We start from the raw sequence: 12,573 nt of genomic DNA, 5'->3' as shown, positions 1-12,573 counted from the left end.
TTAAGCGTTAAAATCCATGCGTGTACGGTAATCGAGAATGTCGCGAAAAAGCGGCGTATCCACGTCATAAGGTACTTTGACTTCGCCGGTAACCCACGTCAATAAATCTCTATCTTCAAAAGACATAATATATTCAAGCTCGTCCATGGCCTTTTCATCAAGATTCATGATATGCGCGTCAACATATTGCCCGAAAACCAGATCCATTTCACGGATCCCCCGATGCCAGGCACGAAAGACAAGTCGGCGTTGCCTTACATTCAGCTTACTATTATCGACTCTTGAGCCTGTCATCCTATCCTCCAATTCAACACGATATGGGACTTCGTCCTATATTACGCTCTCGACTATGTTTCAATAATTCGTTGTTTGACAATAGTCCAAATATGTAAACATGTATATCAAGACGTCGTTCCAAAAGGCGTTGAACGCAAATTTGAGTCTTTGAATGATACAGAAAAATCATTGGCATCTGTTCAAACAGGGGATCGTCGCCTGCATCCCGACATTGTTAGGATATTGGGCGATCGGTTTCGCCTGCGGTGCAATCGGCTCGGTATCCGGATTTTCTGTTTTGCAGATTTTTTGTCTAAGCACATTTGTTTACGCCGGTTCTGCACAATTCCTGTTTTATTCAATGGCCTCGACAGGAGCCGGACTGATGCAAATCGCTCTGGGCGTCCTCTTTATCAATATGCGCTATCTTTTAATCAACACCTATATGGCGCAGTTTTTTTCTCACGCCAACCGGTTTGAAAAACTCGTCGGCGGCTTTCTGATGACTGATGAAACCTTCGGCGTGGCATCACAATACGCCCGTTTGCATAATAATATTCTGCCATTTTCATGGCTGTTAGGATTGAATTTAACAGCTTGGTTCAGCTGGATTTTTGCAACACTCGTCGGCAGCGTTTTTGCAACATCGCTCCCCGATTGGCTAAAGGATAGCTTGAGTTTCAGTCTTGTCGGTATGTTTATCGGGCTGCTTCTGCTCGGTTGGTATGCAAGCCAGACTAAAAAAATAGATATTGTTGTGATTGTTGTCGCTATGGCTATTGTTACCTTTTCACATGGTATTATTGCCGCAAATGCATCGTCAATCATCGCCACTTTGATCGCCGCAACAATTGGCATGTTTATGCTTCTCAAGTCGGGGAGTAGCAAAATATAATGATGGAACATGTCGGGTTGGGTATAGCAATTGCAGCGGTTGTCACCGGATTGATTAAAATCGTCCCTGTCATGACGCTTGCACACCGTCCATTTCCCAAACTTTTCCGCTATTGGCTGAACTTTGTACCGGCTGCAGTGCTTTCTGCAATTATTGTCGCCGAAATCCTTGAAAAACCTCAAACGACGAGTTTCGGTATTTCAGTGGCTTTACTAAGCACAATTGTTTCTCTCATTGCCGGCATGGCAACGCGAAGCCTGTTCGTGACCGTCATTGTCAGCATATTAGGCTATCTGCTATTCCAGAATATCTAGCACCGGATTTTGTCTGGAGAATATCTCAACCATCCAGATGTTCTGCGCTATTTCCTCTTCAAGGAAGCTCGATAATTTTTCCGCTTTTCAGCGTTATGCGCCGATCCATCTGTTTGGCAAGCGAAAGATTGTGTGTCGCAATAAGAGCAGAAAGCCCCGATTGACGAACCAAAGCAGCGAGTGCCTGAAAAACATAAGCCGAGGTCACAGGGTCAAGATTACCTGTCGGTTCATCTGCCAGCAAAATTGACGGAGCATTGGCAACGGCACGGGCAATGGCCACACGTTGCTGTTCGCCGCCGGAAAGTTCGGATGGCCGGTGTTTGGCGCGATGGCCTACGCGCAGGTAAGTCAGCAATTTCAATCCGCGGTCAGCCGCTTCGGAACGCTTAAGACCGGCAATCATTTGCGGTATCATCACATTTTCCAAGGCTGTAAATTCAGGCAGCAAATGGTGAAATTGATAGACAAAACCGATGTCGTTACGACGAATAGCTGTGCGGTCATTATCCGATAAATTGGAACAGGAATGCCCGCGCAAAACGACATCTCCGCCATTGGGGCGCTCAAGAAGACCGGCAATATGTAAAAGTGTCGATTTACCGGCACCGGACGGCGCCACAAGGGCAACAGTCTGCCCCTGTTCAAGAGAAAAATTGGCTTTATCAAGAATAACAAGAGGCTTGTCACTGTCCAGATAGCGCCGGTCAATGTTTACGAGTTGCAACAACGACGCCATTATTCATACCTCAAGGCTTGAACCGGATCGAGCTTTGCAGCGCGCCACGCCGGTATGAGCGTTGCAAGAAAGGAAAGAAAAAGCGCCATAAAGACAACCATCAACGTTTGTCCCCATTCCAGACGCGCAGGTAATTTTGTCAGGAAATAAAGTTGCGGGTTGAAAACATCGACATTAAACAGCCATGACACAAAGTCCTGAATGTGGCCGATATTTTCGCATGTCAACACACCCAACAAAAGTCCGAAGATCGTTCCTATCACACCGATGACCATGCCTGTCATGATGAATATGCGCATGACAGCACTTTGTTTTGCCCCCATAGTGCGCAAAATCGCAATATCATGTCCCTTGTCTTTGACCAACATGATTAAACCGGAAATGATATTCAAAGCTGCCACCAGAACAATCAGCGATAATATGAAAAACATCACATTGCGCTCGACTTGTAGTGCGGAAAAGAAAGCCTGATTTCGAGATCGCCAATCAATCGAATATACCTGTCTGCCGACCGCTTTTTCAACTTCCGGAGTCATTGACGATACGGCATCGGGATTATTCAAAAAGATTTCCAGTGATTGAACTTTATTGCCCAAATTAAAGAAAGCCTGCGCTTCTTTTAACGGCATGAAAACGAAAATCGTATCATATTCCGACATACCGACGGTGAAAATAGCCGTAACTTTATAAGCTTTAACACGAGGATTGACACCAAAAGGCGTAACATCGCCATCCGGTGTGATAATCCGGATGTCGCTTCCCACTGATAGTCCCAGTTTTTCTGCCATGCCGCTGCCAATTGCAACGCCGTCCTGCTTGTCAAAATTTTCAAGGCTGCCAAATTTTATATTTTTAGTGACAGTTGTGAGTTTATCAAGATCCGTTTCGCGCACTCCGCGAACCAATGCTCCGGTTCCGCCGGTTGCATCGCCTTGGGCTAGAGCCTGCCCCTCGACAACGGGAAGCGCAAACTTGACACCGTCGACGGATTCAATACGTGGTATCAAACTGTTGTAATCGGTAAAATCGCTATCAATTGCCTGAATAACGAGATGACCGTTCATGCCGAGAATGCGATCAAGCAATTCTGTTCTGAAACCGTTCATAACGGCCATGACAACGATCAAAGCGAAAACACCAAGCATGATACCGATCAGCGATATAATCGATATGATCGAGGTGAACATCTGTTTCCGGTTCGGAAGCATATACCGAAATGCAATCATCCATTCATAAGATGAAAATCCTGACCGGCTACCGCTTCTGGCTCTCGTACTCATCAAGCCTCCGTTAGTCGCCTCAAAGCCGCATCGAACGAAAGGACTTGCTTATGACCGGTTTTCCGGTCTTTTATTTCTATCTCGTCCTGTGCGGCATTTTTCGGACCAATAACAATTTGCGTAGGAAGTCCGATAAGATCCATCGTTGCGAATTTGGAACCTGCACGTTCCTGTGTATCATCAAGCAAAGGATCAAAACCTGCATTGATTAATGATTGGTAGACCCTTTCACTCAATGCGTCGCACTTTGGATCACCCGGTTTCATATTGATGATACCAAAATCAAATGGCGACATAGCACGCGGCCAGATAATGCCGTTTTCATCATGCGAAGCTTCAATAGCCGCAGCCACCAGACGTGACGGACCAATGCCGTAAGAACCCATCGAAACCGGATGTTCCTGACCGTCGGATCCCATGACAGTTGCATGCATCGGAAGCGAATATTTGGTACCGAAATGGAAGATATGACCGACTTCAATACCCCTTGCCGCTATCTGGTCGGATTGCGGAACTTTCGCCCAAAGCGCTTCATCGTGCATTTCGTCGGTTGCAGCATAGGGTGTTGTCCATTCCTTGACTATATCGGCGATTGCCGCATCATCAGAAAAATCGACATCAGCCGGAGGAATGGTCATGTCCAGAAAATGCTTGTCGCAGTAGACCGCGCTCTCGCCGGTATCGGCAAGAATAATAAATTCGTGGCTCAAATTTCCACCGATCGGACCGGTATCCGCGCGCATCGGAATTGCTTTAAGACCTGTTCTTGCAAATGTCCGTAAATATGAAACAAATACACGGTTATAAGCCGCCTTCGCCCCCTCATAATCAATGTCGAAAGAATACCCGTCCTTCATCAAAAACTCGCGTGAGCGCATAACGCCGAAGCGCGGGCGAATTTCATCGCGGAATTTCCATTGAATATGATAAAGATTAAGCGGGAGATTTTTGTAAGACTTGATATGGGCTCTAAAAATATCGGTAATGACTTCCTCGTTGGTCGGACCATAAAGAAGCTCACGTTCCTGCCGGTCTTTAATACGCAGCATTTCCTGCCCATACGCATCGTAACGGCCGCTTTCCCGCCACAAATCCGCTGATTGTATGGTTGGCATCCATATTTCGAGAGCGCCTGCGCGATTTTGCTCTTCGCGGATAATGTTGCAAACTTTATCCAGCACCTTTTTGCCGAGCGGTAGCCAGGCATATATGCCGGCTGCCTGTTGGCGTATCATTCCGGCACGTAACATGAGGCGGTGGGAAGCAATTTCTGCTTCCTTCGGATTTTCTTTCAATATGGGTAAAAAATAACGAGATAGACGCATCGACTATTAAAATTCCAGCTAAGCTCCTCGAATCGGAGCAGATTTATCAGTATTTGTTAACCATAGCGGCTAACGTAACGCTTGAAAATAGAAACAATCGAAGATCGAAAGCTTTTTATAAAAATTGTCCTTCAGGAACATAAGAAACAGATAGAAACCGAAACATAAAAACAATTGTTTTCAAACAATTTCTACGCTTGCCAAATAAAACAATACCCCCTGATTTATGCGTTTTCGCACCAACATTTTTGTGCAATCGACAACAAGATTATAAAGCTCAAGTCGTTGCTTTATCTCAACCTGTGGGAGAAAATTGTGCAAACCGGTTTTTTGCCCCATATTTCGTTAACAGATGCTCTGACCGCCCGTCGAACAGCTTCCCGAACCATATCGTCATCTTTACGCTTTACACGGGGAATACTTTCAATCGTCGTTTCGATTGCGTCTGTAATAATGTCATCAAAAAGATTCCCCTCGTCATCTGTTTCCGGCAAACCGAAACAGACAACTTCAGGCACATCGACGAGATTGTGGTGCTTGTCCAACAGGAATGACGCTGATACCTGCCCTACATAGCTTAATTTTCGCCTTTGACTAATCCCCAATTCTTCTTCATTGCCAATGAGATTTCCGTCTTTATAAATTTGTCCAACCGGAACTTCATCAACAATTTCGGCTGGTTCAGGCGCAAGCTTCAACATATCGCCATTGCGTATTTCTGCCACTTGTTTGATACCCGCCTGACGCCCCAAAGCCGTTTGTGCTGCCAGATGAAGAGCCTCACCATGAACCGGAACCAAAATCTGCGGTTTTACCCACTCATACATTTTCTTGAGGTCGTTACGACGTGGATGTCCGGAAACATGAACAAGTGCGTCATGATCGGTGATAATCTTCACACCCATGTCTGTCAGGCGGTTTTGCGTATCGATAATAGCTCTTTCATTTCCGGGAATACTGCGCGAAGAGTAAATAACCGTATCGCCAGCCGTTAACGCAAGCGAACGCATTTCATCACGAGACAATTTGGCAAGTGCTGCTCTTTGCTCTCCTTGACTTCCCGTCAAAACCATAACGATTTTATCGCGCGGAATATATGGATAGTCTTCCTCACTCAGAAACGGATCAATGCCTTCAAGATAGCCGAGTTCTTCGGCAACATTGACACTCCGTTTTATCGAGCGGCCTACCAGTAAAACCTGTCGGCCAGCTTCCTTGGCCGCCTTTGCTATTGAAATAATCCTCCCGACATTGGATGAAAAAGTTGTAATCGCGACGCGTCCTTTTTCACCTGAGATTATTTCGGTCAGGCTTTTAAAAACGTCATGTTCTGTCGGTGATACGCCGTCCCGCATCGAATTTGTCGAGTCGCAGACGAGTGCAAGTACGCCCTCTTTGCCCAATTCTCTAAACCGCTTTTCATCAGTTAAGGCGCCAAGTGACGGTTCAAGATCAATTTTCCAATCGCCGGTGTGAACAACCGTTCCGAGCGGCGTTTTAATTGCCAATGCTACCGGTTCGGGAATAGAATGGGCAACAGCTATTGCTTCGATTGAAAACGGCCCCAGTTCAAAACGATCACCGGCTTTGAACAGAGTAACCGCCACATCATAAGAATTGTAATCAATTTCGCGCTTTGTTTCCAACAAGCCTGCGGTAAATGCGGTACAGTAAACAGGTATCTTCAATTTCGGCCACAAATCCAATATCGCGCCGAAATGGTCTTCATGGGCGTGCGTTACGACCAACCCTAATATATTCGGGCGTTCGTTTTCCAGAAAACGTATATCCGGCATGACAAGATCAACACCCGGTAACTCGGGACCTGCAAAACTGACACCGAGATCAACGATCAGCCATTTCCGGTTATCTTCAGGACCGTACCCATAAACGCCGAGATTCATACCGATCTCGCCTACGCCCCCAAGTGGTAGAAAAACCAACTCATTATTTTTGCGTGATGCCATTAGGGACTCCCTGATATACGACTTCCGGACAGCGCTTACCCGACTTATCTTCTCTTCTTATTATCGGCCAGCAACCGAAGATGCAATATTACCGAAATGGACATCACCAGCCGACACTTTTATTTCATGCCCGTCATCATCGGTAACGATGCAATTATAGTTTCCATCAAGACCCGAAAAAATCCCGCGAATGACTTTATTGTTGCCGGTAATTGTCAATTCCTGACCGAGACGGGCAGCGTGTTCGAGCCATTTTTTTCTGATTATTTCTGTTCCGTCGGATGCAAGAAATATGTCATAATTTATCGCCCAATAATCGCCAAGCAACTTGAAAAGAGTTGCGCTATCAGCGTTCGGTATAATATTTTTTAATGCTTCGGTCGGATAAGGGGCGTCTTCATATTTATGGATTATGTTGACGCCAATCCCTATGACCAATGCAAAACGCGTTTCATCGATCCGTTCAAGCTCCAGCAATATTCCGGACGCTTTTGCGTCTTTCAATAACATATCATTAGGCCATTTGAGACCTAAAACGTCGCTCGAAATTCCCGCTTTTTGCAAAAGTGCTGCAATTGCATCTGCCAGAGAAACACCTGCAACAAACCCCAATTGTGCAGCGTTGACCGGATTAATATTTCGGCTCAGCAGAAGACTGGCATAAAGATCACCTTTGGGACTATTCCATTGACGACCTCTGCGTGCCCTTCCCGATGTTTGTTCGTCGGAAACAACCCAAAGACGATCTTCATCTTCATGCGCTTTGGCCAAAGCAACACGATTAGTGGAGTCCACACTTTCGTAGGACTCCACTTTATAACCATGTCGCCGGGCAAGATCAGAAAGTGTAAATTCCATCTTGCTTAGAAAAGTGATGCAGCAGCGTTCTGTGCCAATGGCGAAAGATAAATGCCGAAGAAAATATAAAACAGCACAAATATACCGGTTATCGTGAGAACAAATTTAAGCTCGCCTGTTAGAGGCAAGAAGCTTGATGACTGCTGTGCCTCGTCAAACCACATGATCTTGATAACACGCAAGTAATAGAACGCACTGATGACAGATGCGATCATACCAATGACAACAAGCGGTATCAATCCGGCATAAACAGCGGCTGAAAATGTATACCACTTAACGAAGAAACCGGCCATCGGCGGAACACTCGCCAATGAAAACAGCATGATCGTCATAACAGATGCCATAAAAGGACTATTTTTCGCCAATCCTGCAAGATCATATATGCTTTCAACGTTACCATCACGCGTCCGCATACCCAAAATAAAGGCAAACGAGCCTAAAATCATTGCAACGTAAACTGTCATATAAAGGATTACGCCTTCAATACCGAATGCTGTGCCGGCAGAAAGACCGACGAGTGCATAACCCATATGGCTTATTGAAGAATAAGCCATAAGGCGTTTGATATTCGCCTGCCCTATTGCGGCAAACGCTCCCAAAGCCATAGAGGCTATCGACATGAATACGAGAATTTGTTGCCACGCTGCCAAAGCGCCGTGGACACCGGAAAGCGGAAGAAATCCTTCAACAATGACACGAATGATAAGTGCCATAGCCGCAACCTTCGGTGCACTGGCAAAAAAGGCAGTAATCGGTGTCGGAGCACCTTCATAGACATCAGGTGTCCACATATGGAAGGGAACAACCGAAATCTTGAAGGCAAGGCCGGCAAGGATGAAAACGATACCGAAAATAACGCCGAGCTGCGGTATCTGACCGTTGAGAACCGTTGCCAGCTCACGAAAACCGATTTGTCCGGTAAAGCCATAAATCAAAGTTATACCATAAAGAAGCATGCCCGAAGACAACGCACCGAGGACAAAATATTTTAAACCGGCTTCGGAAGATTTTACGTTATCGCGATTGAAAGCTGCCAGTACATAAAGAGCCAATGAGTGAAGTTCCAACCCCATATAAAGCGTCAGCATATTTCCGGCTGATATCATCAACATCATACCGAGAACAGCAAACAGCATCAGAATTGGATATTCAAATTTCGCAAGCTTATCCGACCGCGCAAATCCAACCGACATTATCAATGTGAATATTGCACCGACCAGCATAAGCACTTTCATATAGCGGGCAAAATTATCGACAATCAGAGCGTTTACGGCAAACGCGCTATCATTTGCCGATAAAACGACAACAAAGATCGTCGCTACCAACAGCGCAATGGATAACCCGGTTATCGTTACATAGGAACGCGCACCGGAAAACACCCCGATCAGTAACAGCACCAAAGCTCCTAAGGCAACAAGGAGTTCAGGAAATATCAGCGGCAATTGAGCCATTAAATCAGTATGCATGGACATTCGCCTCTTCAGTGCAGCTGGTTAACAAGAGCTTCTACTGCCGCAGCCGTTGTATTGAGAACCGGCGTCGGATAGAAACCGAAAAATACGGTAAGAGCAATCATCGGATATAGAATGAATTTCTCCCGTGGTGACAAATCAAGAAGAGTCTTCAGGCTTTCTTTGTCGAGTTTTCCGAAGATAACGCGACGATAAAGGTAAAGTGCATAAGACGCTGACAGAATAACGCCGGTTGTACCAATGACAGCAACCCAGCTATTGACCTGGAATACGCCGATCAACGTGAGAAATTCACCAAGGAATCCCGACGTACCAGGAAGAGCGATATTCGCCATTGTGAAGACCATGAAGGCAACAGCATATTTGGGCATGTTGTTGGCTAGTCCCCCAAAAGCGGCAATTTCCCTCGTATGCAACCGGTCATAAATAACACCGACACAAAGAAAAAGTGCAGCCGACACGATACCATGGGAAAGCATCTGGTAGATAGCACCCTGAATACTGAGTTCATTCGCCGCAAAAATACCCATCGTCACATAGCCCATATGCGCAACAGACGAATAAGCAATCAGCTTTTTCATATCTTCCTGAACAAGTGCAACAAGTGACGTGTAGATAATTGCGATCAGCGAAAGGGTGAACACAAACGGCGCCAGATCTGCTGAAGCAACCGGAAACATCGGCAATGAAAAACGGATAAAGCCGTAACCGCCGAGTTTCAGAAGAATGCCGGCCAATATTACCGAACCGGCTGTCGGCGCTTCGACGTGGGCATCAGGCAACCATGTATGAACAGGCCACATCGGCATTTTGACTGCAAAAGACGCAAAAAACGCAAACCACAGCCAGAATTGCATGTGAGCCGGGAACTTATAGTGGAGAAGCGTCGGAATATCGAGAGTGTCGGCTTGCCAATACATAACCATAATGGCAACCAACATCAGAACCGAACCCAGAAACGTGTAGAGGAAGAATTTCAAGCTTGCATAAACACGTCTTGGACCACCCCAGACACCGATAATAATGAACATCGGTATCAAGCTTCCCTCGAAGAAGACATAGAATAAAACCGCATCGAGAGCACAAAATACACCGACAACTGCAACTTCAAGAAGAAGGAAAGCTATCATATAGGCTTTCAACCGGTCTTTCACTGTTTCCCAGCTAGCTAAAACACAGAACGGCATCAGGAAGCCGGATAGAACAACGAATAAAACCGAAATTCCATCAACGCCCATATGGTAATTAATGCCGCCACCGAGCCAACTGATCTTCTCTTCCATCTGGAAACCGGAATTGCTGTTATCAAATCCTGCCCAGATAATGAGGGATAATACAAATACGAATAAAGTCGTAAAAAGTGCCACATTGCGAATATTGCGCTTTGCTGCCTCGCCATCGTCCTTGATCAAAAGGATCAGAACAACGCCAACAAGCGGCAAAAATGTGACCGTAGAAAGAATAGGCCAGTCGGTCATCAGTTTAAGCTCCCGATCATCATCCAGGTGATGAGCGCAGCGATACCGATCAGCATCGCGAATGCGTAATGATACAGATACCCAGTCTGCATACGAACCACCTTATTGGTTATGTCTACGACGCGGGCCGCTACTCCATTCGGGCCAAGGCCATCAATAATCTTTCCGTCTCCCACTTTCCAGAAGAAGCGGCCAATTACAAAAGCCGAGCGGACAAACACGACGTCATAAAGTTCATCAAAATACCATTTGTTGAGTAGAAAACGGTAAAGGAAGGGAAATGCGTTGGCCAATGCCTTTGGAATGGCAGTTGCAACAATGTAAAACAGATAAGCCAATACAAACCCGACAACCATTACTACGAATGGCGACCATTTTACCCATACCGGAACGCCATGAGCATCATGAAGGATATGGTTTTCAGCTCCGGTAAATATCGCGCCTTTCCAGAAAGCATCGTATAATCCGCCGGAAAAATATGGCTGGAAAATAACACCGGCAAAAACTGCACCGATCGCCAAAATAATCAACGGCACAATCATCACTGCTCCGGATTCATGGACATGGTGCATAATATCTGCTGTTGCCCGCGGTTTGCCGTGGAATGTCAGGAAAATCAGACGCCACGAATAAAAGCTCGTAAACAATGCAGCAATAACAAGCAACCAGAAGGCATAGCCGCTAGCGACATTATGGGAAGCAAACGCCGATTCAATAATGCCGTCTTTCGAGAAAAAGCCCGCCGTACCGAATACAGTTTCCGGAATACCGACACCGGTTAGTGCAAGCGTGCCGATAACCATCATCCAGTATGTGGTTGGAATGTATTTGCGCAAACCACCCATCTTGCGCATATCTTGTTCGTCCGAAACGGCATGGATAACCGAACCCGCACCAAGGAACAACAAAGCTTTGAAAAATGCGTGGGTAAAAAGATGGAAAACGCCCGCGCTATATGCGCCGACACCGAGCGCTACAAACATGTAACCAAGCTGCGAACATGTCGAATAGGCGATAACGCGCTTGATATCGTTTTGCACCAGCCCCACGGTTGCTGCAAAAAATGCCGTTGTCGCGCCAATAACCACAATAACTGTCTGAGCAGTTGGAGCAAGCTCGAAAATCGGTGACATGCGCGTAACCATGAATACGCCGGCAGTAACCATCGTTGCAGCGTGGATGAGAGCCGAAACAGGCGTCGGACCTTCCATGGCATCTGGCAACCATGTGTGTAGAAAAAACTGCGCCGATTTAGCCATTGCCCCGATGAAAAGGAAGAAACAGGCAACGGTTATTGCCTTGTTGCCATCCACTTGCCAACTGAGGAAGGTCATATGTTCAACAAAACCGGGATCTCCAGCTCTTGAAAAAATCGTATTGAAATTGACCGATTTGAACAGAGCAAAAACACTGAACACGCCTACAAGAAATCCGAAATCCCCGACCCTGTTCACAACAAATGCTTTGATAGCAGCAGCAGATGCGGACGGGCGCTGATACCAAAATCCGATCAACAGATAAGATGCGAGACCGACACCTTCCCATCCAAAGAAGAGTTGGACAAGATTGTTCGACGTAACGAGCATCAACATCATAAATGTGAAAAATGACAGATAGGCAAAGAACCTTGGCCGCGACGGGTCAGTATGCATATATCCTATCGAATAGATATGAACCAATGCAGACACTGTATTGACAACAATCAACATTACAGCCGTGAGTGCGTCGATATGCAAAGCCCAATCGAACTGTAAACCGCCAACCAATATCCAATGGAATATTGGAACATCAACAGTTTGCCCGCTTCCCATAGCAATATCGAAAAATGCTATCCATGAAAGAACCGCAACGATAACCATGAAGGTACATGTTACGAGTTCGGCGGCGCGGGCTCCCAGCGTTTTTCCACCTAATCCGGCGATAAAAAAGCCTAAAAGAGGTAGGAAGACAATAGCGTAAAACATAACGC

General features: G+C 46.1%; 11 protein-coding genes. 2 read left to right on the top strand and 9 right to left on the bottom strand.

Annotated elements, in window-relative coordinates:
* The gene (locus BBC0122_RS05950; protein ID WP_077992161.1) at positions 1–294 is read right to left on the bottom strand and encodes an FAD assembly factor SdhE; all 294 of its coding nucleotides are present in this window, start codon (positions 292–294) and stop codon (positions 1–3) included.
* A gap of 154 nt (positions 295–448) precedes the next feature.
* Between BBC0122_RS05950 and BBC0122_RS05945 the strand changes: the two genes are divergently transcribed.
* Both BBC0122_RS05945 and BBC0122_RS05940 read left to right on the top strand, forming a co-directional pair.
* Entirely contained in the window at positions 449–1,171 is a 723-nt protein-coding gene (locus BBC0122_RS05945) for an AzlC family ABC transporter permease (protein WP_077992157.1), read from the top strand.
* Complete coding sequence (locus BBC0122_RS05940; protein ID WP_077992156.1) at positions 1,171–1,485, top strand: AzlD domain-containing protein; 315 nt, start codon at positions 1,171–1,173, stop codon at positions 1,483–1,485. The genes BBC0122_RS05945 and BBC0122_RS05940 overlap by 1 nt, the downstream gene beginning before the upstream one ends.
* A 58-nt stretch (positions 1,486–1,543) precedes the next feature.
* Here BBC0122_RS05940 and BBC0122_RS05935 read toward each other — a convergent pair whose 3' ends face one another.
* The 8 genes from BBC0122_RS05935 to nuoL form a co-directional block, all read right to left on the bottom strand.
* Entirely contained in the window at positions 1,544–2,224 is a 681-nt protein-coding gene (locus BBC0122_RS05935; protein WP_077992155.1) for an ABC transporter ATP-binding protein, read from the bottom strand.
* Complete coding sequence (locus BBC0122_RS05930; RefSeq protein WP_077992154.1) at positions 2,224–3,504, bottom strand: lipoprotein-releasing ABC transporter permease subunit; 1,281 nt, start codon at positions 3,502–3,504, stop codon at positions 2,224–2,226. Before BBC0122_RS05930 ends, BBC0122_RS05935 begins: the two co-directional genes overlap by 1 nt.
* Positions 3,504–4,829, bottom strand: a complete 1,326-nt coding sequence (gene proS / locus BBC0122_RS05925; RefSeq protein ID WP_077992149.1) for a proline--tRNA ligase — start codon at positions 4,827–4,829, stop codon at positions 3,504–3,506. The genes BBC0122_RS05930 and proS overlap by 1 nt, the downstream gene beginning before the upstream one ends.
* Positions 4,830–5,119: 290 nt before the next feature.
* Positions 5,120–6,796 (bottom strand): ribonuclease J, encoded by a 1,677-nt coding sequence (locus BBC0122_RS05920; protein WP_077992147.1) that lies wholly within the window; start codon positions 6,794–6,796, stop codon positions 5,120–5,122.
* Positions 6,797–6,856: 60 nt separating this feature from the next.
* Positions 6,857–7,654, bottom strand: a complete 798-nt coding sequence (locus BBC0122_RS05915) for a biotin--[acetyl-CoA-carboxylase] ligase (protein WP_077992146.1) — start codon at positions 7,652–7,654, stop codon at positions 6,857–6,859.
* A gap of 5 nt (positions 7,655–7,659) precedes the next feature.
* On the bottom strand, positions 7,660–9,120 hold the full coding sequence (nuoN, locus tag BBC0122_RS05910) for an NADH-quinone oxidoreductase subunit NuoN (protein WP_077992144.1): 1,461 nt from the start codon (positions 9,118–9,120) through the stop codon (positions 7,660–7,662).
* A gap of 14 nt (positions 9,121–9,134) precedes the next feature.
* A complete protein-coding gene (locus tag BBC0122_RS05905; RefSeq protein ID WP_077992143.1) occupies positions 9,135–10,604 on the bottom strand; it encodes an NADH-quinone oxidoreductase subunit M in 1,470 nt (489 codons plus the stop codon).
* Positions 10,604–12,568, bottom strand: coding sequence for an NADH-quinone oxidoreductase subunit L (gene nuoL, locus BBC0122_RS05900; RefSeq protein WP_077992142.1), 1,965 nt, complete (start codon positions 12,566–12,568; stop codon positions 10,604–10,606). Before nuoL ends, BBC0122_RS05905 begins: the two co-directional genes overlap by 1 nt.
* Positions 12,569–12,573 lie beyond the last annotated feature (5 nt).

This window comes from Ditibartonella choladocola (genome assembly GCF_002007565.1).
GTDB classification, from domain to species: Bacteria; Pseudomonadota; Alphaproteobacteria; order Rhizobiales; family Rhizobiaceae; genus Bartonella; species Bartonella choladocola.
The sequence above is the reverse complement of the archived record's forward strand: the minus strand, read 5'-3'. Positions and strand labels throughout refer to the sequence as shown.

Coding starts and splice junctions, on each gene's coding strand:
- BBC0122_RS05945 (WP_077992157.1), top strand. CDS start 449: ATGATACAGAAAAATCATTGGCATCTGTTCAAACAGGGGATCGTCGCC.
- BBC0122_RS05950 (WP_077992161.1), bottom strand. CDS start 294: ATGACAGGCTCAAGAGTCGATAATAGTAAGCTGAATGTAAGGCAACGC.
- BBC0122_RS05940 (WP_077992156.1), top strand. CDS start 1,171: ATGATGGAACATGTCGGGTTGGGTATAGCAATTGCAGCGGTTGTCACC.
- nuoL (WP_077992142.1), bottom strand. CDS start 12,568: ATGTTTTACGCTATTGTCTTCCTACCTCTTTTAGGCTTTTTTATCGCC.
- BBC0122_RS05930 (WP_077992154.1), bottom strand. CDS start 3,504: ATGAGTACGAGAGCCAGAAGCGGTAGCCGGTCAGGATTTTCATCTTAT.
- BBC0122_RS05935 (WP_077992155.1), bottom strand. CDS start 2,224: ATGGCGTCGTTGTTGCAACTCGTAAACATTGACCGGCGCTATCTGGAC.
- BBC0122_RS05920 (WP_077992147.1), bottom strand. CDS start 6,796: ATGGCATCACGCAAAAATAATGAGTTGGTTTTTCTACCACTTGGGGGC.
- BBC0122_RS05905 (WP_077992143.1), bottom strand. CDS start 10,604: ATGACCGACTGGCCTATTCTTTCTACGGTCACATTTTTGCCGCTTGTT.
- nuoN (WP_077992144.1), bottom strand. CDS start 9,120: ATGCATACTGATTTAATGGCTCAATTGCCGCTGATATTTCCTGAACTC.
- BBC0122_RS05915 (WP_077992146.1), bottom strand. CDS start 7,654: ATGGAATTTACACTTTCTGATCTTGCCCGGCGACATGGTTATAAAGTG.
- proS (WP_077992149.1), bottom strand. CDS start 4,829: ATGCGTCTATCTCGTTATTTTTTACCCATATTGAAAGAAAATCCGAAG.